The organism is Cellulosilyticum sp. WCF-2, from assembly GCF_003990395.1.
In the GTDB taxonomy this organism is placed as follows: Bacteria; Bacillota; Clostridia; order Lachnospirales; family Cellulosilyticaceae; genus Cellulosilyticum; species Cellulosilyticum lentocellum.
Genome location: NZ_CP034675.1, coordinates 4,088,060 through 4,114,550 on the forward strand (window position 1 = coordinate 4,088,060; position 26,491 = coordinate 4,114,550).

Sequence of the window (26,491 nt, forward strand, 5' to 3'; positions counted from 1 at the left end):
ATAGCATCATTCTATTCAGAAATCGTAAAAATATTCATTTATATATTTTAGGACTTTCATCTATTAGATTTCTCACCTCATAAAGAATATAGCAAAAAAAGTCCAAGGGACTAATCCCTTGGACTTTTAGTTCGCTAATTAAGCTCTTGTAACGTTTTCTGCTTGAGCGCCACGGTTACCTTGAGTAATTTCAAAGTTAACTTTTTGACCTTCTTCAAGAGTTTTGTATCCGTCACCTTGGATAGCTGAGAAATGTACGAATACATCATCTCCATCTTCTCTAGCGATGAAACCAAAACCTTTTTCTGCGTTGAACCATTTAACTGTACCTGTCATTATGCGGTACCTCCTATTATGAATAATTGTTGTAATGGATATAAACAAAAATTCACGCATTGTTAGAAATCACATATATACGTCTTAATCATATATATTATAATCTCTAATAATGCGTGAAATCTATAAACATATATCAAGTACGTTTTTATTATATACGATTTCCATACAACTGTCAAACTGTTATTTTATTTTTAAATAAAATCTTTTTATCTATGTCCAACTCAGTAAACCTTGAAGCTTATTTATAAGTTGCTCTGCCATCTTTTTTTGTGTAAGCATGCTAGGATGCCAATCTGTACCAATTCCATCACTTTCTTCTTGTAAACGAAAGGCCATAGTAGCTATACGTTCATCTTTTTCTTCTTTTTTAAAACGTGCTACTTGAGCTTCTATTTCAGGATATAAGTCTGCCCCCATAACGCCCAAAGTACAAACAATATAAGCCTTAGGCTGTTTTTCTCTTATACGTTTTAAAAACTGATAATAACCTCTTCCAAAAGCAGCTATACGATCTGGCTCATGCTTAGTATAACTAGCATCATTGGTTCCTAAATTAACCACTACACAATCTGCCTCAAAACGCTTACTATCCCATTTCTCATAACTTTCATGCCCTAGTGACTTTTCTAAACTTAAATCTGTATATTCATAGAGCTCTGGCATCAAACATTCATCATTGATTTCACCTGTTTCAGTCCACCCTGATATAATACCATTACCACTCCAGGAAACAAGATGATAATCCGCTTCAAGTACTCTGGCTGTAGTAGCTGCATAAGCTTCCCATGGATTTTCTTCTCTTGTGTTAAAGATAGACTTGTTCCACTCTCCTTCAATCCCATAACCACAAGTAATGGAATCACCTATAAACTCTATCTTTCTTGCTTTTGGCCCGATAGGTCTTGGCACATCATTTCCTTCTATATCAATTTCTTTAATCCCCACCTTGGCAAAAGCCGCTTCAGATAACTTGATTAAACTTATTTTTACAGACTTCACTTCCTCTGATTCATAAAGGACATAATCGGCCTCTATTTCCTCTAAGACAAAACGTTTATATAGTTCATCATTGACGAAAACAGCCACTACTGCCTTTAAATCACTTCCCCATGCATTACTGTTACTCCATAAACGTGCTTTTACACTTCTAGCTGCGCAAGTAAAAGCTATCCCTGTACAAGAATAGCCAAGATAAAGCATTCCTGCCTTTGTTAAAGTTCTTCCATATATACTCACATTATTTTCAGTTGGTTGATATTTCATTCCCTACATCCTCATTCCTTTAAGATTAATCCCTTACTACTTTACTATTTCTTTAATCCTTTTTAATGTTGATAACTTTTCATTTTATAACTATAATAAACTCAGAATATTCACAAAGGAGATTTATATGTACAAACACTATCTTTTTGACTTATATGGTACTTTAATTGACATTCATACTAATGAAGAATCTTCACTACTTTGGCAAAAGCTTAGTTCTTTTTATGCTTTTAATGGTGCTCTTTATACAGCTACCACTTTAAAGGATGCCTACATAGAAAAAGTAAATAGCTATAAAACTAAGCAAACACATACACCTTATCCTGATTTTCCTTTAGAACAAGTATTTAGAGATTTATTTCTTGCTAAAGCAGTCATACCTTCTGCTGATTTAACAGTTTCGGCTATGCAGTGCTTTCGGATTCTCTCTACTAAATATGTTAAGCTCTATCCTAGTGTTCATGAGCTCCTTAGTAGCTTAAAAAAAGCTGGCAAGAAACTTTTTGTACTTTCCAATGCCCAACGAGAATTTACCTTAAAAGAAATGCGTATCTTAGGTATTGAAGATTATTTTGATGGTATTTATTTTTCTTCAGATTACTGCTGCTGTAAACCCGACTCAGCTTTTTATGAAATACTTTTAAAAAATGAGAAACTTCTTCCTCAAGATTGCTTAATGATTGGTAATGATTATAATGCTGACTGTGAAGGTGCTTATGATAGCGGCATAGCTTCACTTTACATCCATTCTAATTTATCTCCTCATTATCCTAAAGACTTTCATGCGCAATATAAGGTATTAAGAGGCGGCCTTACTAAAGCCACCTCCCTTATACTTGGTAAAATTGAGGGCATAACTAACTGACAGTCCTAACCATTATCCTTTTCATCATTAGGTGCATCTATATTTTCCATAAAATAAATACCTTCTGTTAAATTAGAAGGATAAATAGGTGTCAGTTCTCCTAATAAATCTTCTATATAGCCAGGGCATGTCATTTCCTTATAAAGTTTTTTATTATTTTCAAAGAGTGCCTTGGCCTCTTCAATATAATACTCATCTACTGCATTTTCTTTCATTAAATTAAGTACATCACTTACTAAAAAAATCTGACATCCTCCTGAAATAGCACCAATATTCGTGTAAATTTGTCCTATTTCAGTAGGTGTCATAGTCTCATAAACCAGTTCTTGCTCTTCACAATAATCATCTAAGCTATCATTATCTACTTCCAAGCAATATTCAAGAACATGTTCGCTATCTTCAAACCCAATAAGCTTTTGATCTGGGGAAAGTACTATATATTTCATCTAAAAACCCTTTCTCATTATCTATGCTGTGAAACTCTTGCCTTTATTATGAGGATAACGGTTTAGAATTATGCAGCTTGCCCCATCACTTTGTTTTTGCTTATTCTTAGCCTTCCATAATTTTCACATAAAAATGGCGTACACGAGGACCGTCAAATTCACAAAAATAAATACCTTGCCACGTTCCTAAGATAAGTTCACTATCATGTACGATGAGTGTTTCACTACTTCCTACTGTACTGGCTTTTAAATGTGAATGAGAATTCCCTTCATAATGAAGGTACTCTTTGTCTGTAGTAGGATAAGCCTTTTCAAAACCATAAATAAGATCTGTTTTGACATCGGGGTCTGCATTCTCATTAATGGTAATCCCCGCAGTAGTATGAGGACAGTAAACAACTACAATCCCTTCTTTTACCCCACTTTTTTCTAAATCTTTTTTTACTGCACTTGTAATATCTACAAGCATCTGTCTACTCGTTATCTGTAGTTCATGTTCAAATAAATTCATCCTTTCCACTCCCTTGTTACTATTTTTATTATTATACACCTGATAGAAGGATTGCTGACATAGATTTTCTTATATAATTTCAATGAGTAGACAGCTCCATATTCTATTGCTTATTAACAACTACCATTCTCACCTAAGTATTTTCTTTTATCAAGTTAGCAAAAAAAATAAGAAGGAGGCCTCATCTTAAAAGACTTATCATCCTTCTCTTTTCTATATAACTTAATTGATATTTATAATTTTAAGTTTCACAGGGTTCCCCCTCTTTTATTTTATTGAATCGCCTCATCATGACTACCCCTATTCCTATTAAGAAGGGTAAATAATAACTAGCCATTCGATAAAGTAGCATAGTAGAATCAGTGGTTAACTTACCAAATAAACTGCTAAATAGCATTAAATAAACCAGTTCACTAGATCCCATTCCTACTGGTGCTGGTATGACGCCTACTAATAAATTCATTACTGAGGCAAGTGCCATTCCTTCCCAAAAGTCTATAGGTGGCATTTCTCTAGTCATGCTCCAGTAAGCAATATAAGGAATCATATACCAACAGCTTAATTTAATTAAATTAAGTAGGGTACAAATAATAAGTCTTCCTTTCGCCTTAAAGAAAGTACGGCTCTCTTTTTCTAAATCTACTAAAAATGCTTCTACCACTTCGTAAAGTTCTATTTTATTAATAGCTTCCAGTCCTTTACGAAGCAGCCACAAAATGAGCTCATGAAATCTTTTCCAAGTACATGCCAGTACTAAACATCCAATAATAACGAGATTAAGACCATATCCAAAATAAATATACCCTGTATAGGAATGGGCTAAGTGTTGCTGCCATCCTGAAATAGTTAGACTCATATATAAAAGCACGCACAACTTATGCAAGGCATAATTTAAAGTTAAAAAGCTTCCACTGATTCCAAGTGGTATTCCCTGCTCATTTAGCATATACATTTGTGCCACCTTTGTTCCACTTCCAAAGGTAATCCCTTTATAAAAAGTAGCATACCATACAGTTAAAATGCCTTCTTTATAGGTATAGGTAGACCTATGTTTTTTAGCAAATATAGCAACTAAAATACCATCGCATATGACATAGGCTATTCCTAATAAAGCAATGAGTAGAATTCCTCCTAATGCCGCTGTTTTAAGTTGTAAACCTATTTCTACATATGTATCTTTAAAAAACAAGTAGATTAAAAGAAGCATAAAACTTGTAAAGCCTATGATGCGTATACCTTTGTACCCTGTTTTCACTTCTTTACTATCCACAAGTATTTCCCTGCTTTTTAACTTTTGTTTTACTTGCTAAATTTTCCTCCCACAATGGCTCTGCACGTTTTGCCCAAGTCTTACCATACTCTATGGTCTTAGCTACTAAATCATCCACATCTTCTGGATTAACATATTCTGTAGATTTAGCACCAGAAGCTTTCACCATTTCAGCAATTTTAGGCGCATTGTCTAAGATAGGACAAGGTCTAAATTGATTGTCATTGAAAGGTTGATTCTTTTGATATTCTCTAAATAAAGGTTGCCCTAAAGCTTCTATTAGCGATACCTCTTTAATGTTAGCATTTGAGTAATGACAAAATACGCAAGGCTCCACATCACCATTAGCATTAATATGACAATAACGTCTACCGCCAGCTACACAACCACCTACATATTCTGCATCATGCCAAAAATCCATATTGAAAATAGGCTTCGTTTCTCTCCAGTGACGAATGGTACGATAAAGCTTTTCTCTTTGATCAGGCGTAGCCATTAAAGAGGTATCTGTACCACATCCAATAGGCATAAAAGTAAAGTACCAAGAAAAATAAGCTCCTCTATCAATCATCATATCAATAAATGCTTCTGATAAAACACTATCGCAGTTAGCTGTTGTAAAGCAAGTTGAAAAGCCAAAAGGCACACGGTTATCTTTCATAACTGCCATAGCACGTTTAATATCTTCCCATGAACCTTTACCTCGTCTACCATCTGTAGCATCATCAAAACCTTCAACACTAATAGTTGGTACAATATTACCTACTTCACACAAAGCTTTACAAAACGCTTCATCAATAAGGGTACCATTAGTGAAAATCATGAAAACACAATCATTATGCTTTTTAGCTAATTTTAAAATATCTGTTTTCCTAATAAGCGGTTCGCCACCTGTCATGATATAAAAATAAATGCCTAATTCTTTTCCTTGAGTGAATAAGCTATCTAACTCATCATAGCTTAAATTAAGTGCTTTATTATAATCTGCTGCCCAACAGCCAATGCACTTTTTATTACAAGCTGTGGTTGGATCAATAAGCAAGGTAAACGGAATATCATGCCCATATTTCTCCCTATTTTTCTCTATTTCTTCCCATCCTTTAATAGAGGCATTTAACAAGAAATTACTAAAAATAGTTTCTAAAATGTGAGGATGTACTTCTTTGGTCAGCTTAGTCATAAGCTCTACCCAGTTATTATCTTCTTCCTTAAGAAGCTCCTCTACCATATCAAATTGGCTAGTATAAAGCTTTCCTGTATCCACCTTTCGTAATAAAGAAACAATACTACTTAAATGCTGTTCCGGATCCTTCCTAAGATAACCTAATAATTGTTTTAATACAGCTTTTTCCACATGATACTTTACGTTTAACATTTAATCCGTCCTCCTTTAAATAAGCTGAAAATAGTGTAAAGCCACCTTTACACCCATGGTGATGAGAATCACGCCACTACAGCCATCAACTACATACTTATATTTTGTCCCTAGTCTATAACCCATCCATAAACCACAGGTCACAAGAAGTGCCGTTAAGCTAAAAACAAGTATTAAACCCCTTAATATAGAGGTACCTAAAAGTGCTAATACTACACCGAATGCAATCAAATCAAAGCCAGTGGTAAGTGCAAGTTTAATGATGTCTTTATAATTCAAATCCTTTTCTCTTTGCTCTGTAATTTGCTTATGTTTTATCATAATAGCTAGCATTTTAACACCCATGCCTATTAAAATAAAGGCTGAAAACCATTCACTTATTCCTATAAAATGTTGTCCTTGTAAATGCTTCATCGGTAACCAACCTAGAAAAATACCAAGACCTAAAAGACTTATTTGTATGATGCTATACACTAAACTTATGCCAAATAACTTCCCTTTAGTTAAATTTCTTTGGCCTGCACCTTTAATAATAGCTGTATTAAAAGCCTCTAAGGTTAGTCCAATAGCTACAATGACGATTTCCCAAAACTGCATTGTTTCACTCCTTTCCTTCATATTTTTAATTAACCTTATTATAAAAAGGAGGTGATCAAAATGACAGCTACATTAATCGCCGATTTATGTCCTAAAAACGACAAAAAGCGGCTAATGTAGCCGCTTTTAAACATCATTATTATTCTGTATAAATTTTTTGTAGTATAACGCTTATTACTTTTAATTAATTAAAGGATGAATTTCCCTCAATAATTTCTTCAAGTGAATGAGACATTAAATCATAATAGCTTTTGGTGACTTCTTTGGCTTCTACTGGTAATCCTGCTAAGAGCCACTGCTGAATTAAAAAAGTTAATCCTTTGGCATAGTACTGGGATACATTATGATTGGTTAATAAATTATGCCCTTTTATTTCTTTTCCCTTTATCTTAAAACTTTCCTCAAACAATTCTACTAAATGCTGATAAAAAATTTCTTCAAAAGCATTTTGCCCTTCTATTTTCACTGCCCTTGTATAAAAGTCCTTATGAACCTCTAACTTGGTAAAAAGTAATTTTACTGCTTCAACCAACATGTCCGTATTAATAAGTATTCTAGCTGCTTCAAAAATATCTGTATAGCAAATCCATTCTAATACTTCATACTTATCTGCAAAATGGTTATAAAAGGTAGGGCGTATGACACCTGCTCGGTCAGTAATCATCTTAATAGTAATTTTCTCAAAGGCACATTCAAGTAAAAGTTCTTTGAAGCTTTCTGCTAAAAGCTCCTTTACATTCTTTTTCTGACTCACCGTTCTCCTCCTTTACTTTAACAGCTAAGTAATGGTTCTTGTCACATTTCTTAGCCATTTCATAGACTTGTAGCGATAAAGTGTAAGCGGAATCTTAATGAGCTCATCACTCATTAACAAAATATATGTAATAGCAATTGGCCATTTAAACACAAATGCTGATAAAAACCCTAATAATAATGAGCCACACCACATAGTTACAACATCGATAATAAGACCAAAATTCGTATCTCCTCCTGCTCTAAAAACACCTACTACTAAGTTAGCATTAAAAGACTGTGCCACTACAAAATAGCTCATTACAAACATCATAATTGATAAATAACCTTGTGCTTCTTTAGTAAGTGCTAAGTTACTCATCACAATTGGCCTAATGACTAAGATAATAAGTCCCCCTATTACGCCAGCATATAAACTAAGGTGGACAAACTTCTTGCCATACACTTTAGCAGTTTCCTCATCTTTTTCTCCAATGGTCTTACCAATAATAATCGCTGCTGCCCCAGCAATTCCAAAGGAAACTACTGTGGCTAATTGTCTTGTAACTTGGGCTACTGAATTAGCTGCTACTACTGATTTACCAATGTGACCAATAATGACTGTATTCATAGCACAAGCTGCTCCCCACATCAGTTCGTTAGCAATAACTGGAACTGAATATCGATAGAAGTCTTTCTCTAACAATTGATTTTTAGTAAACACATCTTTTATGTGAAAACGAATCGTGTGATTAAACTTAGTTGCATAAACAATTACAATTAACAATTCTACAAAACGTGCTATAAGTGTAGCAAGAGCAGCTCCTTGTATGCCTAAGGCAGGAAGGCCTAAAAGTCCGAAAATAAAAATAGCATTTAAAATAATATTCACAATCAGTGAAATCAAATAAACCAGCGTTGAAATCATTACCTTTTCAACACTACGCATGATGTTAAGATAAACCATGGTAATGGCCGTCAATATGTACGAAAAAGCAATAATCCTTAAGTATTTCACACCTTCTGCAATAACATCAACTTCTTTAGTAAAAATCCTCATAACTGGCTCAGTAAAAATAAGAACAGTAGCTGTGAAAAATAGTGCTACTACAAGGGATATTCTAAGTGCAATAACCATTACTTTTTCAATGGTTCTTGTATCCTTTTGTCCCCAATATTGTGCTGTAAGTACCGCCGCTCCAGAGGTAATCCCAAAGAAAAAGAGTGTCATTACAAATTGTACTTGCCCCGCTAAGGATGAGGCTGAAAGCACTGTTTCATTTACTTTGCCTAGCATAATAACATCTGCAGAAGTAACAGCGACATTAATCAAATTTTGAAGTGCCATGGGCAAAACCAATGCCAATACCATTTTATAAAATGAAGGAGTTGATTTCGTCATTTATATTCTCCCTTTCTAGTATATTTCTTCATAGACTATTTTTATATTATAGCTTTTTATAAAAGGGGTGGCAATGCAAATAAAAAAATCAGGCAGATCGCTTCTTTTGACGGTCTCCCTGATTTTCTTCTTATTCTTCCCCTAATTTAATAATTTGTGAAAGCTTCATCTTCTTCATACCTCTTATTACAATGCCTAATCCACTCATTAATACAATGACAATAAAGATATATATTCTATAATAATCTATTCTTAAGTAAAACGTTTTAAAGGGATACCCTTGTGTTACATCACTTACTGCTTTATATACTAGTGGAATAAACAAGTCACTGGTTAACCCTCCAATTAAAATGCCTACTGTAACGGCTATACCCGATATAAACAGCTGCTCTAAAGCAAGCATTATTACCATTTGCTTTTGTTTAAGTCCCATAGCCCTTAAAATACCAAATTGTAGTGCTCTTCCTTTAATAGATATCATCCAATAAATAATAAATCCAATTAAAGTAATTAACATAATAATAATGAAACCTAAAGTGAGCATACCATTGATACCCATATTAAAGGCATCTGTTCTCTTCTCAATAATTTGGCTTCTAGTAAAATGAATCTCTTTATAACTTATTTCTTGTTCTTTTATGACATCTAATAAAACTTGATCCGTTACTCCTGATGCTTTCTTGAGCCATATATTATAAGGAAGTGTTCCTAGACTATTTTGTAGGTAATTTAAATTACAAATAATCATCATATTATCTTGATAAGGGTCTTCATTCTTATGTCCTGGTTTATATACTTTATTAGTTAAGGAAGGCCAATAATCAATAAAACCACAAATAACACCTTTTACTTCTCCTAAACTTATGCCCTTACTATTTTTCAGACTAACACGTATGGTGTCTCCAACCTCTACTGTGCCATATTCCTTTATTTTAGACGATACAAACATGGCATTGTTCTTTTTAGCTAAAATATTCAAATACTCATTAATGGATACAGGTAAAATCTCTCGGTCAGACCATACCACCTTTCCAAAGGATGTCGGCTCAACACCCATAATCGTAGAAGTAGATGGTATAATCACACTACCCACCATAGTCCTATCTGCTTCTTTAGTAACAACTTTGGTTACCTCTTGAACTTCATCTAGTTTTTCATACTCATAGTCATTACCACCTTCCCAGTAATCAACTCTTACAACACCTAACTCTTCTCCTGTTACACTCTTATTAGAAAAAAAGGCATTACGGTCTTTCCATGAAGGTATTACTACCACTTCTGCCCCATTCCTAGCATTAATGCTATTTTCTCTATTAGTATTAATGGTTCGGGCTTCATTTGCATTAAGAATACCAATAGCAATGGCCATTATCATAAATAGCATAATGAACTGTTCGCCCCCCTTAATTCTACTCATATGATTTAAAGTTGCATATAAAGTAGGTGCCCATTTATTTTTACCAAGTGTATAAATCAATTTAATGCACCATGGATATACCCTAATAAATAAAAGGCTCAGCCCAATAATAAATAACGTGGCTACTAAGTATAATAATGGATCAATATTTTCTGTAACTATCATTTGTTCGTTTCTCATATAACTATAGTACCAATAGGCACAAATAACGAGTAATATGATATCAATCCATGTCCTTTGCCATAGGTTTTTCTTCTTCTTACTCTTTTGCTTGTGCTCAACAATGTTAACTTTCGAATAAATAAGTACAGGTATAATCATGGTCATAAAAAAGATAATTTGTGCCATTAGTGCATAAGCATATATCTCTACACTCACCTTAATAGGTAGGGCTTTTCGTCCCACGAATTCTAAAAAGCCGCTACAGCTTCCTATAAGCTTACATATTAATAGGCTTAATAATGGGCCTACAATAAAAGAAATACTACTTATAATAAAAATTTCCCATAAATAAATTTTAAGAATATCCCACTTACTCGCTCCCCTACTTTTTAAGCCTGCTATTTCATTTTGATCATTCATAACAATGAGTTGTGAAATCATACAAATGTATAGTACCAACATTAACATGATAGGAGAAATTAATATCCAAATGGTAAAAATCAGCTGTTTCTCTTTAATCTCATAGCTTTTTAAGGTAGAAGAAAACTTTGCTATTACTTTAGAACTTATCAAACGATTAAATAAGCGTATTCCCATCTTGTCTATTCTGCTACTAATAGCTCTAACCTGTGAAATTTCCATTTGCTTATAGTCAAAACCTATTTGCCAGTAGACTTTGGCCATCCACTCAGGATGCTCTACAAATAGTTGCTCTACCAAAGCATTATAAGGAGCCATAATACCTTTAGCATAATCTATCTTACTAAGTCTCCAGAAATCATTACTTGGGTCATCCATTTCATAAATACCTACAAGTTTTACTTTGATATACTTCTTGGGCATCTCACCTCTTCCATACCAGTCCCCATGCTGTACCAGCGCGATTTCTTCACCTAATGTCATACTTGACTTACTATAAGCTCCTCTTGATAAGATAATCTCCAAGCAGTCATCTGTTATCTCTTGCTGGAACATTCTTCCCTCTACAATTGAAATATGTTCTTCCATATCTTTAATAGCCCATATTTCATCACTTACTTTATCATAATTTTCCTTATCATCTGGCTTTATAGGCCTATATAAGTCAGCATCCGCAGTCTTAATGGTAGTTTTTTCAGTTGCAATAGGAAGTCCCAGCTGCTGTTTAAGTGGGGTTACTTCCTTAGCTTCTATCTCATTTACTTTATCCATCGGATTTCCCTCAGATGTATCAAACTGAACAGGGTACTCGATCGTCACTTCTCCTGGATAAGTATCAGTATCACTTCGTATCTGTTCTAGACTTTCTCTAAGAACTTTTGTTGAAGCACCTGATGTATAAAGAGGGATGCTACAAGTAAGAGCAGTTACAAGTACAGCTCCTATTATTAGACATATAAACAAAGTTTTATTGCTCTGCATCTTCTTTATAATAATATGTAGCATTTGCTTCTCCTTTCTATTTATTGGATTACTTCAAGATAATTATTTCTCCTTCTTCTATCCCCTGCTTGATTTCTGTATAAGCATTATTATATAAACCTGTTTCTACATTTTTTTGTACCCTGATATCATTTTCTAACACATTCACATAAGGCTTACCATTTATTGATTGCACAACATCAGAAGGTACTATAATCGTATTTTTACTTTCTGCAATTAGCTTCGTAATCTTAACTAATTTCCCTTTGATAGGATTTGCTACTTCACCTATGTTATCAAACCGAAAACGTGCTGTTTTTTCGTAAACACTTGCGTTCTCTGTTGGTGCTGTTCTAGGATTCATAATGACTACACCTCTGTAATCTTTGTTATCATATTGAAGTATTACTTGTTCATCTACCTTAAATTGTCCTGCTAAATCGCCTACATACTCCACATAAAAATCATCCGTCTTGGCAATTTGAAAAATAATAGCTTCTGAACTTATGTATTCACCCTCTAATGTATCTGTTTTAAACACAATAGCACCATCTACGGGTGAGTAGAGCTTAGCCGCAGCCAGGTTTTCTTTTAAAGATTCTAATCTAATGTCAGCTTCCTTATAATCCAATTCACCTTTCCTTACAGCTATCTCTTGCTCTTTTGCATCAATACTAGTTTGTAAATTTTCTATCTCTGTTTCAAGTGTTTTCACTTTAAGTTGTTGTTCTTTTAATACATTTTGACTCGCTTTAAGCTCTTGTTCAGATAAACCCCCTAAGTTGTATAGGGATTGATTTACTTCTATTCTTTTATCTGTTTCTTCTAATGAATTATTTAAACCTTCTAGCTCAATCTTTTTATTTTCTAATGCTTGACTATTTTGCTTAGCCATTTTTTGTGCGTTTAATTTAGTTTCTTCTAATAATAATCCCTGCTTTTCCAAATCAATCTCAGCTAACAGAATCTCTTCTTCTATATCACCTACTTCAATTTCAGCTAGCAGATCTCCCGTTTTGACTGTATCGCCATTTTGGACATAAAAGACTTTTATTTTCCCTCCTGTTTTAAATTTAATGGCCTCCATTTCACTAGCTATAAGTGAACCTATTCCTTCACTAGTGATTTGTAAATCCCCTCTTGTTGCTTCTGTGGTTGAATAAAGTTCTTCTTGCGTTTCAATTAATACAGGGGCTTCTACAGGCTTTTCTTCTTCCGGCAAAAAGTAACACCCACTTATACTTATGACTATTAACCCTATAATTCCCCATCTCAGTAATTTGATTTTCACTTTATTTTCCCCTTTCTAGTATGATACGTTCTTCTTCCATATGAACCTGAAGCTTATCCCAGTTTTTAAGATGTAGCTCCTTTACAATGTCTTTAGGCAATTGCAAGCGTCCTACCTTATCAATAACAATCCACTCATCATGCGTATTTGAAATATTCTCCAATCCTACTTCCCCATCTTTTGCTTGCTCTTCTTGTTTTGCTAAAAACTCAGAACTTACTCTGCCATCTCGAATATTAATAACCCTATCTACCATTTTTGATAGTTCTTGATCATGAGTAACAATAACAACTGTCACCCCTTCTTGTTTATTAACTTTTTGTAAAACCTCCATAATTTTTTTCGTTTGTAGTGAATCTACCGAACCTGTTGGCTCATCAGCCAATAATACCCTAGGCCTATTAGCTAATGCTAACGCTATGGCTACTCTTTGCTGTTCTCCTCCTGATAACTCTTGTAATTTACTACTTATTCTATGTTCTAAACCTACACACTTCAGCAGTTCTAATGCCCTACTTCTTTTTTCTTTTTCTTTTGCTAAAATCATAGGCATCTCTACATTTTCTACTGCTGTTAAATAGGGTATTAAGTTACGGGCATTGTTCTGCCATACAAACCCTACTGTTTTTAGAAAATATTGTTGTAACTCTTTGTTATTCATTTTTTCTAGATTAATCCCAGCTACAATCACGCTTCCTGCTGAAGGTTTATCTAAACCTCCTATCATATTAAGAAGGGTTGATTTTCCACTCCCACTGTTACCAATAATAGCTACAAGTTCCCCTTTTTCTACAGTTAAATCTAACCCTTGCAAAGCTAATACTTCTACTTCCTTAGATTTGTAAATCTTAAAAATGCTTTCACATGTTATCATTGCCCTATCACTACTACTCATCTTGTAATTTCACCTGCCCATCTCTCAAATAAACAATTTGATCAGCATACTTGGTTGTGTAGTGATCATGAGAAGCTATAATAATTGTCGTTTGCTGAGTCTCTACTAGATTCCTAAATAAATGAATGACTCTAGCTCCTGTTTCTGAATCTAGTTCTGCTGTAGGTTCATCTGCAAAAATCAATAACGGTTTCCCTGCAATCGCCCTTGCTATAGCCACCCTCTGTTGTTCTCCTCCTGACATTTCATACGGCATATGATTCATTCTCTTTTCAAGTCCAACTAGCGCAAGGCACTCTTTAGCTCTCTCCATTCTCTCTTTTGGAGGATATTTCATCATTCTTAATACAAAATCAATATTTTCAAAAGCTGTTAACTTAGGAATTAGAGCAACAGATTGAAAAATGATACCCATTTTCTGACATCTTATTTCATCCTTTTTTTCTTCACTTAATTCATCCATTCGTTCACCAAACAAATAGACTGTTCCTTGGGTGGGAGTATCTAACAAACAGAGCTGATTAATCAAAGTAGTTTTTCCTGAACCTGATGGTCCCATAAACACCATCAATTTCCCTGTTTCTACTATTAGATCTATTCCTTTTAATATCTCTATTTTGTTTTCTCTTACTATGAAATCTTTATAAATTCCTCTCGCTTCAATAATATTCACCCTCATCCCTCCTTTAACTAACTCTTTACTAATTTTAACATTCTAATAATTCAAAATATATGCACATTAAGTAAGTTAGCAATTTAAGAAACGACTAAAACAATTTTTTCCACTTACTTTGCTCAATAAAAAAGTGCTAAATACCTCATCTAAATGAGTTATTTAGCACTTCGAATAGAACTTCTTATTACTAAGCAGTTGGAGCCATCAATACTCTTCCTGTTCCTCTATAAACATTTACAAAGCCTTCTCCTGAAACAGCTGAGCCTAACAGACTTTTACTTGATTTTTCTACTTTAAACTCTAAGCTGTTTGACCATGCAATAGCCATATTACCATCTATTTTTAGCACATCATTTTTTAGCTCAATTTCTATTAATTCATCCCTAGGTACTGGACTTTCTAGAACTGCTATGCCTTGTCCTGTTAGACATAAATTAAATAGGCCTTCATTACCAAGTACCGCTGAAGACAAATTACTTCTTGCAATGACTTTCTGAGTAATTTGAGATTCACAGGCCAAAAACAAACCATCTTCTAATACAAGTCCACCCCATGTAGAAATATCTTCTAATAAAATATGTTTATACGTAGGCTCTAACATCAGTAAGCCTGTCCCTTGATATTTAGGTTTAATGGCAGATTCTTTCGTTACTTTAGAAGATATCGCCTTACCAAATAAGTCTCCAATACCTTTCACGTCTGCTACCATGTTAACATCTCCAGCCATCCACTGCATAGCACCTGCACTAATGGTAAAAGCATTATTATTCAGTTCAATAAGTACCTGCCTTTTACGAATATTCATTTCTGAAGCATAATAAGCTGCGATAGCTTGTTCTGGTGTTTTCAAACTTAAATCTTTTTCATGTTCAAAAACTTTGACACTTCCTAATGAAGCAATCTCCTTCATATTATTATTGTTAAACAAATTTTTGTGTGAAATCATTCTTATCTCCCCTTTCCTTATAAGGATACCTTACTTTAAAATAAAAAGCATCTTTTCTATGCAATAATTTATTTATTCTTAATATTTTGCCACATCAAAAAGATGGTAGCATTTTTTAATGCCACCATCTTTTCACCCAATATTTTCATTATAAGTCTACTTAAACTACTCTAGACTATCAAAATCAAATGCTGCAGCTTTCGTATAATTCGTCACCTTAGCCTCAAAGAAATCTGTTTTAGTATTATTTAATTTAGAAAAACTATCAATCCATGCCATAGGATGGGTCGTAATTTCTGGATAAAGTTCTTCTAAACCAATAGCTTTAAGACGCTGATTAGAAAGATACTTGATATAAGCATCTATTAGCTGGTCATTAATACCCATGATCTCATTAGCTGTTACATATTGTCCCCATGCAATTTCGTGCTCTACACCGACACGCATCATCTCTCTAAACTCTTCTATCATACTTTCAGTAAATAGTTCTGGATTTTCTTTTTTAAGCTCTTTAATAATATTTTGAAATACTACTAAGTGAGTAATTTCATCTCTATTAATATATTTAAAGATGGTACTAGTAGCTGTCATCTTTCCTTGTCTTGCTAAAGTATAGAAGAAACTAAAGCCAGAATAGAAGTAAATCCCTTCTAAAATATAGTTGGCCATAATCGCTCTTAAAAAGTTTTTGTCATTAGGTTCTTCATTAAAACGTTCATAAATATCTGCAATAAAGCGATTTCGCTTAAGTAGTTCTTCATCTTCTCGCCACTGGTCATAAATTTTATCTCTCGTTACAGGATTGGTTACTGTATCTAGTATATACGAATAGCTTTGAGCATGGATCTCTTCTTGAAAAGCTTGAATATTAAGAAGTGAAGCAACTTCAGGAGCAGTAATATAGCGTGATAAGTGTGGCAGATTCTCACTTTGAATAGAATCTAAGAAGTTAAGAAATGCAATAATCTTATCAAAAGCATGACGCTCTCCATCTGTTAAAAAAGGAAAACCTTTTACATCTTCATTAAGAGCAATCTCTTCTGGAATCCAAAAGTTATTTAGCATGGTACGGTATAAAGTCTGTGCCCAATCATACTTGATACGGTTCCACTCTCTTAGATTAGTGGTATTTCCATTAATCATTTGTTGGGTACCACGATCACCTTTTTCATTAAATATACGTTTTTTTAACATGTTTTCTCCCTCTCCCTTAACTTGAACAGCTAGTACATTCATCTGTTTCTAGTGATTGATTACGTACATAATAAAGCGTCTTAACCCCTTCTTGCCATGCATCGATATACATTTGTAAAATGTCTTTGGCCTTAACTTCTGGTGTCACATATAGGTTAAATGATTGTGCTTGATCAATATGACGCTGCCTAATACCACAAGCTTTAATGCTCCAGCTTTGATTAATATGGTGAGCTTCTTTATAGAGCCAGAAGTTCTCAGCACATAAATCTGGTGCCGCCTTTGGTGTAAAGCTTCCCTTCTTCTCCTCAATAAAGAATTTCTTAAAGATAGGGTCGATACCTGCTGTGGTATTAGCTATATTAGAAGTACTTCCTGTAGGGGCAACTGCCATAATATAGCCATTACGAAGACCATACTTGGCTACTTCTTCTTTGAGTTTTTGCCATCTAGGGGATGTATACCCTCTTCTTTCAAAGTAAACACCTGTTTGCCATTCTGATCCTTCAAATCCTGGATAAGCCCCTTTTTCTTTTGCTAACTCCATAGATCCTCTAATGGCTTCATATGCCATATCTTCAAATAGCTCATCCGCTACTTTTAAATGTTCTTCACTTTCCCATGAAATATGATGATTAACTAAGTAATGATGATAACCACTTGTACCTAAACCTATTGCTCTGTACCTATCACTCGTCAGCTGAGCTTCTTTAACAGGAAGCTGATTAAGTGTAATAACATTGTCTAACATACGAATTTGAAGTGGAATAATATCCTTAAATTCCTCTCTCTCAACTCTGCCAAGATTTGTAGAGTTTAAGTTACAAGTTACCATATCTCCTGGTTTAATGCGACTATATACTTCCATTTCACCATTTACTTCTTTTGTACCATCTGCTATGAGTTCGCTAGCACTCATATTTTGAGCAATCTCATGACAAAGGTTAGAAGCATAAATCATGCCTAAATGTTTGTTTGGATTAGCTCTATTTACTGTATCTCTAAAGAATATAAAAGGTGTACCTGTTTCTACTGCACTAATCATGATTTTTTTCATAATATCTAGCGTAGGTATCGTAATACGTTCTAACTTTTCATTAGCCTCACAAGCTAGATAACGGGTAGTAAAGGCTTTATCCTCTTCATCGTCAAAATAATCTTCTAAGTAAAAGCCCATTTCTTTATGAACCATGTAAGGGTCGAACAAGCTCCAATTTTCCCTTTTTAAAAGTCTTTCCATGAATAAATCTGGAATGCTAATAGAAGGGAAAATATCATGAGCTTTTCGTCTGTCATCTCCATTATTCGTTTTAAGCTCAAGGAAATCATATAAATCACTATGCCATACATCCAATGTAACAGAAGCACTCCCTTTTCTTCTACCTAATTGATCTACTGCTACAGCTGTATCATTATATAATCTTACCCAAGGAATAACCCCTCCTGACGAACGCTTATGCCCTCTGATTTCACTATTTAAAGCTCTTACTTTTCCTAAGTAAATCCCTAATGCACCACCATGCTTAGATACTTGAGCAAATTTTTGATTTACATCATAAATAGACCATAGATTATCCCCTACAGTAGAAATAAAGCAACTACTTAGTTGATAAAAAGCCGTTCCTGCATTGGCTAAAGTTGGTGTTGCAACTGTCATTTTCAACTGACTTAGAAGATCATAAAACTGCTTTGCATAATAAACTCTTTTCTCGCCTTCTGGAATGGCAAGGTGCATCGCAATGGTCATAAACCTTTCTTGAGGTAATTCCATTACTTCTCCCTTATAACCTTTTACTAAATAACGGTCTGCTAAAAGCTTAATGCCTTCATAATTAAAAAGGTCATCTCTCTCTGGTTTAATATAGGCTGCTAATTCCTCTACTTCAGTATCTGTATAATTCATTTTTAAGTAATCCCCGTAAAGTCCTCTATGAATTAGTTCTTCATAAAGTGCTTTATAGTCACCATATCCAAAATGCGTATAACCTCTACTAATAGCCGCTTCTTTATAAAGGTCATATACTAGAAGCCTAGCTGCTACATACTGCCAATTAATATGCGTTTGTTTAACTTGATTGCCATAAGCATCTTCATTAGTCTGAATAACCTTCTCAATAGCAGTTTGAATAAGCACTTTTTGAATTTCTCTAGTTGTCATCTTGTCTCTAAATTGAATTTTAGCATCTAACTCTAGTTCTATTGGATCACAACCAGCTAAATTACGGCAGGCAAACTCTACCATCTTTTTGGTTTTACTCGCACAAAGTGGCTCTAATCTACCATCTCTTTTTCTAATTTCAATCGTCACCTGAACACCCCATCTCTTTTACTTAACCTTCACATTGTTTCCTTTATCTTGTCTTGCATCTATAACGTCTGAAACATTTTTCGTTACTGATAAATAATTTATTTCAGAGAATAATTATTATCCTCTTTGATGAATTCTATTATACACAATTTCCTTAGAAAGTGCTAACAAAAAAACATCAAAAATCCCTCACTGATTTTGGTAATTATCTACGAAGTGTGTTGAACAATAACTTCTATCATATTATACTAGGTGTAATGATTAAAGATTGCTATTTCATGAGGAGGGATAAAATGAAACGCCAAGAATATATTTCCTGGGATGATTACTTTATGGGCATCGCCCTATTAGCAGCTAAGAGAAGTAAGGATCCAAGTACACAGGTAGGTGCTTGTATTGTGAGTGGAGCTTCTCATGATTCTGCTAATGAAAATACCATTTTAAGTGTGGGATATAATGGCCTTCCTTTAGGCTGTTCAGACGACGAATTTCCCTGGGAAAGAGATGGAGACTTTTTAGATACCAAATATCCTTTTGTTGTACATGCTGAACTTAATGCTATCTTAAACGCTAGAGGTAAATCTTTAGTAGGTGCTAGAATTTATGTGGCACTTTTTCCTTGTAATGAATGCTGTAAAGCCATTATTCAATGTGGCATTAAAGAAGTCATTTACCTTTCAGATAAATATGCCGATACCGATGCCGTAAAAGCTTCAAAGAAAATGTTTGAAGCTGCAGGGGTAAAACTAACTCAATTAGTACCACAGACCACTAAAATTGAGCTTTCTTTTATTCAAGAATAAAAACTAAAGAGGTGTAATCAAAATGTATTTATATCATTTTGATTACACCTCTTATTTCTATCTATTTTCACTACATCTTTTCTGGTACCTCTATGCCTAACAACTCTAAACTTACGGTTAAAATAGCTTGGGTTAAGGTTATAAGATTAACATTTTACCAAGTAAGCTGGTCATAAAGTGCTTCATACTTCTTAGCAGAGGTACGCCATGAAAAATCGGTATTCATACCTCTTTCAATCATCTGATTCCACTCACGTTTATGCTCAAAGTAAATGCGCTTTGCATAATTAATAACATAAAGCATCTCATCAGCATTATAATTTGCAAAGGTAAAGCCTGTACCTGTTTTTTCATATTCATTATAAGGCTGTACTGTATCTTTTAGGCCACCGGTTTCTCTTACAATAGGTACTGTACCATATCTTAGAGCCATTAGTTGTGCAAGTCCGCAAGGTTCAAAACGTGAAGGCATTAAAAGTGCATCCGCCGCTGCATATAATTTATGAGCTAGATCATCTGAGTAAAAAATATTGGCAGATACACGTTCAGGCATAATCCACTGATAATGCTTAAACATGTTCTCATACTGAGGTTCTCCTGTGCCCACAACAACTAATTGTACATTTTGATCACAAATACCACTCATTACCCAGTCAATAAGATCTAGACCTTTTTGATCAGTTAATCTGGAAATAATACCAATCATAAATTTCTTGTCATTTACTTCTAAACCAAGCTGCTTTTGAAGACCTCGTTTATTCTTAATTTTTTCACTTCTAAAATTTCTAGCAGAATAGTTCTGATATAAGCTTTCATCTTTAACAGGGTCATAAACCTCATAGTCAATTCCATTTAAAATACCACATAATTCATGGTTTCTAGCGCGAAGTAGTCCATCTAAGCCTTCCCCATAATAAGGCATCTGTATTTCTCCTGCATAGGTTTCACTTACTGTTGTAATATAATCCGCATAGACAAGTCCGCCCTTTAACATATTGGCATCCTTATAGTATTCTAGCTTATCAGGTGTAAATAAGTACTCAGGTAAGCCTGTAATGCCTTTAATTGTTTTAACATCCCAAATTCCTTGGAATTTAAGATTATGTATAGTCATAATGACTTTTATGTTCCTAAAGAATGAGTTACTACTAAATAAACTCTTTAGAAATACAGGAACAAGTCCAGCTTGCCAGTCATGGCAATGGATAACATCTGGCTTAAAATCAATAACAGGTAAAATAGCTAAAGCTGCTTTACTAAAAAAGCAAAATTTTTCGATATCAAAGCGCATGGTACCATAAGGTGCCCAACCACTAAAATAATATTCATTGTCAATAAAATAGTACGTAATGCCTTCGTAAACCATTTTCATAATGCCTACATGTAAAGGCTCTTGAAACCAGCCCATATCCATATAAAAATGGGTTACATATTCAAACTGACTTCTATATTGTTCAGGTATGCAAGTATAATTTGGGATGATTACTCTTACATCATACTTCTCTGGATTAAACATCTTTGGCAAGGTTCCCACTACATCTGCTAGGCCACCTGTTTTTATAAAGGGAACACACTCTGAAGCTACAAATAGTATTTTTTTCATAGGCTTTCTCCTCTAATTTTTCTGACTTTTTTAACTTATTTTATTTTAATACCGTTTCCCATATTTTACAAGCTTCTTCAAGTCTTATCTTCATTTTTGTAACTTATAGGTAAAAAAAAGTATAAACTTTCCTTATACTTTGTAGTAGCTTACAATTCTATTTACTCATACATACTTTTCTGCCAGCTGTTTTGTTTTAACTCTAAGTTCATGCATCTTATTGTTAGTCCATACAAAATCAAAATCATGATTGCCGGAACCACAATAAACGTATTGTGCCAAGCGTTGAAATAGATACCCCTTGCTTCACAGTATAAATACTTAAATAAAATAACCCCTATCTCTCCAACCCCAACACCTATTAAACCACCTATTGAAAGTAGAATAGCATAATAACTAAAAAGCTGCCTTTTTATTTTTCCATAGCTATAACCAATAAGCCTTAATAAAGTAATTTCACTTAATCTCCCTTTAAGTTCATTGCTTAGTAAATTAAGTATAGTAGCTACTAAGCCTGCGAAAAACACAGTAACAACAACGCCTCCTAGTATGAGCATATTATGGATTAACGTCTTTTCAAAAAGTCTTGTTTCACTATAGCAACCAATAGACGCTACTTGTTTAAATAAACGAAGAACTTCAGTTTCTACTACATCTCCATAAGGGAACGCAAAAGTTACCACATATCCCTTAGTAGGTCCTGACATTTCTGATAAATAAATATTAGCCTTGCCTTTAATCACGCCACAGATCTGGTAATTTTTATCTAAATCCTCGTCGATATAATCCCTTCCAATCCAGTCTCCTATCTGAGCATCATAGAGCGCCAAAGACTCTGCTGTTACTAATATTTGATCTTCATCTTTTGGTAAATCTCCTTCTATAAGCTTAACATCTAACCTTTCCATTAAAGCCTCTAACTGTCCTTCTTGCACCTTAATAAAAGGCGTTCCTCCTGTGTTAAAAAACAACATAGGTGTTCTCATATAATAGCATTCTCCCTCAAACACCTCTGTTACACCCTCTATGTGACTTAAGGTATTGATATCAGATTCTTTTTGTTTATCTGTTCCACCGTTAACATCTATCGTTATAACCTGCCTAATACTATAACCCAATCCATATTGCATACCTTCTACAACGCTATGTCCTATACTTAGCAAGAAAATAATAAGGCCTATTTGTAAAACAAGTACAACTAAGGTAGGAATGCTTCTTTTCAAAGTGTACATCCATTCCTCCTTAGTCCTCATCTTTATCGCCTCCTAATTGACCCTCTCTTAAATAAATCATTTCATCTGCCATGGCTATCTTCGTTTCATCATGGGTTACAAATAAAATAGTTGTTTGTGCTTTTATTTCTTCTAGCAGTTCCATCACACTACTAGCTGCTCTATGGTCAAGTGAAGCTGTAATCTCATCCGCAAAAAGGACTTTAGGTTCATTAATAAGGGCTCTAGCCACTGCCACTCTCTGACATTGTCCTCCGCTTAGCTCATAAGGCTTTTTCTTCAGTTCTCGCTCTAAGCCTAGACGTTCTAGTAAGCTTTTTGCTTTTTCCACATCATCTGGTTTCTTTGAATTAAGTGGTACCAGGGTGTTATGTAATACGTCCATATATGGAATTAAAAAATGTTTTTGAAAAACAAAGCCAAACTCCTTTAATCTAATAGCTGCTAAAGCTTCTTCTTCCATCTCAGATAAAACTGCTCCTTTATAGTATACCTTGCCACTAGTAGGCTTTTGAATCCCACTTAACAAATAAAGTAGTGAACTTTTACCACTTCCTGAAGGTCCCAATATACCATAGAACTGTCCCTCCTTAATTTCTAAATTAATATGGGTTAAAGCATGGGTTTTATCTTCCTTATCTAAATCATACAACAAACTCACATTTTCTACTTTAAACATTTAATATCCCCTTTGAACCAGTGTGACTTGTGTCGTCGTACGTAATAAAATCCAAGTTGGAATAAGTGAAAAAATCATCATAAAAAGTGGGACAATGATTAATAGCTTGATAATACTTAAGTCCATCTTAAAAAGCATATAGCCATTAGGTTTTGCCAAAAAAATATTGAGACCTTTTACAATCACACTAATAATCAATATAGCTAATATAGTAGCTATAATCGTACTTATCAAAATTTCTTTAGACATTCTTTTAATGAGCATACTGTCGCTATAACCAATGGCACTTAAAATGCCAACTTCTCTTCGTCTAGCCAAATAATGCATATACGTTAGAAACCCGGTAGTTACCGATAATACTAAGGTCATTACCATCATAATAATATTGAAGGTATGCTCTAAATCACTAAAACCGTGCATATTTTCTTTTGTAACGCTTGCTAAATCCTCATAATAGACACCTTCCGGGAGCATCGCTCTTACTGCCGTATTCATCTGACTAACTCTACCTTTTTTAGCTAAAATCAAATAATAGTATCCATTATCCTCAACAGTTGTGGGACAAAAACCTATAGGAAGTGTAGATTCAAAAGTATCCTGATACGTTGTTTGATTATCCTTAATGGTCATATCACCTAACTGTAATTTTCTATTAGTTACTACTCTTTGACTTAATATGGCTTTAAACTGATTTTCCTCAGGAATCCGGCTTGTATCATATTCTGGCGCTAACTGCTCCATTATTTTCACAATCCCTTTTCTTTCTAAGAAGTAAGTTGTACTATCAATGTTACTCAGAAATCCTTGGAAGGCTTGATAATAGTTGTAATACGGGTAGATTCCTTCTACATCATCTAGATTTTTAATCTTTTCTATCAGTTGTGGTTCTACTTCGTTTCCTTTACTATACAAATGAGAATAATAGTGGTGCTTGATTTCCCAAACATTCATCTCATCTTTTTGGCTGTTAATAATGATTTTGGTAACACCTAGCAAAATAATACAGATGGCTACACTTACAATATATCTAAAAACCACCTTTTGATTACCTTTGCTATATGTGCTATAGCTTAAAGGCTTGTCCAATATTTTCCCTCCTCTCATTTCCAATAATATAGGGCGTCAAGTTTCTTTTGTCATAGATAGTGAATCATTTCAATCCTCATCTATCTTTAGCTAGCTATACTTAAAAAATGCTTTTTAGGAGATTAGCTGCTTCTACTCTATTTTCTGTTTGCGTTTTAGCATAAATATTAGAAACATAGTTTTTTACTGTTCCTTCTGATATATAAAGGGTTTTAGCAATTTGCTTATTGGTAAAACCATCTTTCATCATTTCTGCAATTTGTACTTCTCTTTCTGTAAAATCATAAGGATTCTCCCTTTTTTTAAGTGCCTCTGGTGCATAAATATTCTTAGCTAATACTTCTGCTACCTTTTGAGGCATCATAAAACGTCCTTCATGCACTTCTTTAACACATTCTGCTAATTGATCATAAGGCATATCTTTAAATAAATAGCCACTAGCCCCATAAGCCATAGCTTGCACAATATATTCTTCATCTTCGAAAGTAGTAAGCATGACTACTTTTACCCTATATTTTTCTTCTTTAAGTTTTTTTACAGTTTCTACCCCATTCATTTCTGGCATTCTTATATCTAGGAGCAAAACGTCTAGCTGATGTTGCTTACAGATTTCTAGTGCTTCAAAGCCATTTTTCCCAGTAGCCACTACTTGAAGTTCTTCGTATGTACTTAATATACGCCTTAATCCATCTCTCATAAGCTCTTGATCATCTACAATAGCTATGTTTATCATGATTTCGCTCCTTTCTTTATTCCTCTAATGGGATCTGTGCTTGTATAGTAAATCCTTCATCTTTATAGCTTTCAAAATGAAGCGTTCCTCCTAATGCTTCTACACGTTCTCTCATAGCATTTAAGCCAAAGCCTTGCTTGAAGGCTATGGCTCCTAGTCCATTATCTAAAATCTCAATCCATAAATGTCTTTCTTCTCTTTTTACTTCAATCATAAACGCTGTAGCTTTTCCATGCTTAATCCCATTGGTGATTCCTTCTTGTATAATACGATAAACACATCTTAAAATCTGTGTGGAAATGCCTGTTAATTCCCCTACTATGTATTTTACTTTGATATCTGTATACTCATTTAAGCGCTCACCTATGGCATAAATTTCTTGTTCCCAATCCAAGTCCTCTTTAAGCCTACGTACTGTCATACGTAAATCCCCTAAACCTTTTCTCACTTGACTGCTAATATGCTCTAGCTTATTCATTAATTCCTCATTATCTTTTCCAAGCATTTTACAGAGCTCTAATTCTACTAATGAGGTTGTTAACGTATGCCCTACTGTGTCATGCATCTCTCTAGACATATTATTTCTTTCTTTCATAATGGTGAAATCTTCTAAATCATCATAAGCTCTCTTAAGCTGCTCATAGGCATAACTTAGGTCTAGGTTTTTTTCAATCAGTTGCTTTTTAGCAAGCATTAATTCTTGATTTTGAATAATCATATAATGAAGGATTGAAAGTCCCAAAAAGACGATACTATAGTTTCTTATCCAACTTAAATAAGTAGTGAAATAAACTTCACTTATAGGCATTTTAAAGGCAATAACTACTCCTATTACAATGAAATCTATTGCTAAAAGAATCCCTGCTTTTCCTCTTCCCTTATAGCGCATAAGTGCAAATAGTAATAAAAAATTATAAATATGATACGTGCTACCTGTTTCAAATAAGCCAATAAACAAATTGCATAAACCTAAGCAAATGAGTAATAACCAAAAGCGCCTTGTTAACGCTGGATTGGGTAATATAAATAATTCCATGTAAATCGTAAGTATGGCTACTAAAATAATAGGTACATATAACCAACCTAGACCCCCTGTATTAACCATCATTGAATAAAAAACAGTCATTAACAGAAATGGACTAATCACATAAATAATATAGCGTTCTAATTGACTCATGCTAAAGCCCCTTTATCCCTATGTTTTCTTTTCATTATAACCCTTTACGTCTGTTGGTTTCAATATTTAGGCAACTCTTTATATTCAT

The 26,491-nt window shown here is 34.0% G+C and carries 24 protein-coding genes; 2 read left to right on the forward strand and 22 right to left on the reverse strand.

Annotated features, from left to right (window positions below):
* Positions 1-138 precede the first annotated feature (138 nt).
* Together EKH84_RS18560 and EKH84_RS18565 are read right to left on the reverse strand one after the other, a co-directional pair.
* On the reverse strand, positions 139-339 hold the full coding sequence (locus tag EKH84_RS18560; protein ID WP_242825805.1) for a cold-shock protein: 201 nt from the start codon (positions 337-339) through the stop codon (positions 139-141).
* Positions 340-549: 210 nt separating this feature from the next.
* A complete protein-coding gene (locus tag EKH84_RS18565) occupies positions 550-1,602 on the reverse strand; it encodes an SGNH/GDSL hydrolase family protein (protein WP_013658092.1) in 1,053 nt (350 codons plus the stop codon).
* Positions 1,603-1,729: 127 nt separating this feature from the next.
* Between EKH84_RS18565 and EKH84_RS18570 the strand changes: the two genes are divergently transcribed.
* Entirely contained in the window at positions 1,730-2,467 is a 738-nt protein-coding gene (locus EKH84_RS18570) for an HAD family hydrolase (protein ID WP_127067441.1), read from the forward strand.
* A 5-nt stretch (positions 2,468-2,472) separates the two neighbouring features.
* Here the strand turns inward: EKH84_RS18570 and EKH84_RS18575 are convergent, their stop codons facing one another.
* The 14 genes from EKH84_RS18575 to EKH84_RS18640 all read right to left on the reverse strand — a co-directional run bounded on the left by EKH84_RS18575 (position 2,473) and on the right by EKH84_RS18640 (position 19,090).
* Positions 2,473-2,913, reverse strand: a complete 441-nt coding sequence (locus EKH84_RS18575) for a hypothetical protein (RefSeq protein WP_127067442.1) — start codon at positions 2,911-2,913, stop codon at positions 2,473-2,475.
* A gap of 106 nt (positions 2,914-3,019) precedes the next feature.
* Positions 3,020-3,424 (reverse strand): secondary thiamine-phosphate synthase enzyme YjbQ, encoded by a 405-nt coding sequence (locus tag EKH84_RS18580; RefSeq protein WP_127067443.1) that lies wholly within the window; start codon positions 3,422-3,424, stop codon positions 3,020-3,022.
* Between the two features lie 241 nt (positions 3,425-3,665).
* The gene (locus EKH84_RS18585; RefSeq protein WP_127067444.1) at positions 3,666-4,694 is read right to left on the reverse strand and encodes a lysylphosphatidylglycerol synthase transmembrane domain-containing protein; all 1,029 of its coding nucleotides are present in this window, start codon (positions 4,692-4,694) and stop codon (positions 3,666-3,668) included.
* A complete protein-coding gene (locus tag EKH84_RS18590) occupies positions 4,687-6,069 on the reverse strand; it encodes a radical SAM protein (RefSeq protein WP_127067445.1) in 1,383 nt (460 codons plus the stop codon). The genes EKH84_RS18585 and EKH84_RS18590 overlap by 8 nt, the downstream gene beginning before the upstream one ends.
* Positions 6,070-6,084: 15 nt before the next feature.
* Positions 6,085-6,666, reverse strand: a complete 582-nt coding sequence (locus EKH84_RS18595; protein ID WP_190283394.1) for a manganese efflux pump MntP — start codon at positions 6,664-6,666, stop codon at positions 6,085-6,087.
* A gap of 184 nt (positions 6,667-6,850) precedes the next feature.
* On the reverse strand, positions 6,851-7,420 hold the full coding sequence (locus tag EKH84_RS18600) for a TetR/AcrR family transcriptional regulator C-terminal domain-containing protein (RefSeq protein WP_013658099.1): 570 nt from the start codon (positions 7,418-7,420) through the stop codon (positions 6,851-6,853).
* Positions 7,421-7,444: 24 nt separating this feature from the next.
* Positions 7,445-8,800 (reverse strand): MATE family efflux transporter, encoded by a 1,356-nt coding sequence (locus EKH84_RS18605; protein WP_127067447.1) that lies wholly within the window; start codon positions 8,798-8,800, stop codon positions 7,445-7,447.
* A 130-nt stretch (positions 8,801-8,930) separates the two neighbouring features.
* Entirely contained in the window at positions 8,931-11,804 is a 2,874-nt protein-coding gene (locus tag EKH84_RS18610; protein ID WP_127067448.1) for an ABC transporter permease, read from the reverse strand.
* Between the two features lie 25 nt (positions 11,805-11,829).
* Positions 11,830-13,071 carry an efflux RND transporter periplasmic adaptor subunit gene (locus tag EKH84_RS18615; protein ID WP_127067449.1) on the reverse strand — a complete coding sequence of 414 codons (1,242 nt, stop codon included), beginning with the start codon at positions 13,069-13,071 and terminating at the stop codon, positions 11,830-11,832.
* A 1-nt stretch (position 13,072) separates the two neighbouring features.
* Entirely contained in the window at positions 13,073-13,966 is an 894-nt protein-coding gene (locus EKH84_RS18620; protein ID WP_207669749.1) for an ATP-binding cassette domain-containing protein, read from the reverse strand.
* Entirely contained in the window at positions 13,959-14,639 is a 681-nt protein-coding gene (locus tag EKH84_RS18625) for an ABC transporter ATP-binding protein (RefSeq protein WP_330547557.1), read from the reverse strand. Before EKH84_RS18625 ends, EKH84_RS18620 begins: the two co-directional genes overlap by 8 nt.
* Positions 14,640-14,829: 190 nt before the next feature.
* A complete protein-coding gene (locus tag EKH84_RS18630) occupies positions 14,830-15,588 on the reverse strand; it encodes an AIM24 family protein (RefSeq protein WP_013658101.1) in 759 nt (252 codons plus the stop codon).
* A gap of 165 nt (positions 15,589-15,753) precedes the next feature.
* Positions 15,754-16,782, reverse strand: a complete 1,029-nt coding sequence (locus EKH84_RS18635) for a ribonucleotide-diphosphate reductase subunit beta (RefSeq protein WP_013658103.1) — start codon at positions 16,780-16,782, stop codon at positions 15,754-15,756.
* A 16-nt stretch (positions 16,783-16,798) separates the two neighbouring features.
* Positions 16,799-19,090 carry a ribonucleoside-diphosphate reductase subunit alpha gene (locus EKH84_RS18640; RefSeq protein WP_127067451.1) on the reverse strand — a complete coding sequence of 764 codons (2,292 nt, stop codon included), beginning with the start codon at positions 19,088-19,090 and terminating at the stop codon, positions 16,799-16,801.
* Positions 19,091-19,383: 293 nt separating this feature from the next.
* Between EKH84_RS18640 and EKH84_RS18645 the strand changes: the two genes are divergently transcribed.
* Positions 19,384-19,893 carry a deoxycytidylate deaminase gene (locus EKH84_RS18645; protein WP_013658105.1) on the forward strand — a complete coding sequence of 170 codons (510 nt, stop codon included), beginning with the start codon at positions 19,384-19,386 and terminating at the stop codon, positions 19,891-19,893.
* Between the two features lie 154 nt (positions 19,894-20,047).
* On the opposite strand, the gene glgA is transcribed toward EKH84_RS18645, so the two are convergent.
* The 6 genes from glgA to EKH84_RS18675 form a co-directional block, all read right to left on the reverse strand.
* Positions 20,048-21,496 carry a glycogen synthase GlgA gene (glgA, locus tag EKH84_RS18650; protein WP_127067452.1) on the reverse strand — a complete coding sequence of 483 codons (1,449 nt, stop codon included), beginning with the start codon at positions 21,494-21,496 and terminating at the stop codon, positions 20,048-20,050.
* A gap of 161 nt (positions 21,497-21,657) precedes the next feature.
* Complete coding sequence (locus tag EKH84_RS18655) at positions 21,658-22,749, reverse strand: FtsX-like permease family protein (protein ID WP_127067453.1); 1,092 nt, start codon at positions 22,747-22,749, stop codon at positions 21,658-21,660.
* Entirely contained in the window at positions 22,739-23,407 is a 669-nt protein-coding gene (locus EKH84_RS18660; RefSeq protein ID WP_127067454.1) for an ABC transporter ATP-binding protein, read from the reverse strand. The genes EKH84_RS18655 and EKH84_RS18660 overlap by 11 nt, the downstream gene beginning before the upstream one ends.
* Positions 23,408-24,493, reverse strand: coding sequence for an FtsX-like permease family protein (locus EKH84_RS18665; protein WP_190283395.1), 1,086 nt, complete (start codon positions 24,491-24,493; stop codon positions 23,408-23,410).
* Positions 24,494-24,593: 100 nt separating this feature from the next.
* Positions 24,594-25,226, reverse strand: coding sequence for a response regulator (locus tag EKH84_RS18670; RefSeq protein WP_013658110.1), 633 nt, complete (start codon positions 25,224-25,226; stop codon positions 24,594-24,596).
* Between the two features lie 16 nt (positions 25,227-25,242).
* Positions 25,243-26,403 (reverse strand): sensor histidine kinase, encoded by a 1,161-nt coding sequence (locus EKH84_RS18675; protein WP_127067456.1) that lies wholly within the window; start codon positions 26,401-26,403, stop codon positions 25,243-25,245.
* Between the last annotated feature and the right edge of the window lie 88 nt (positions 26,404-26,491).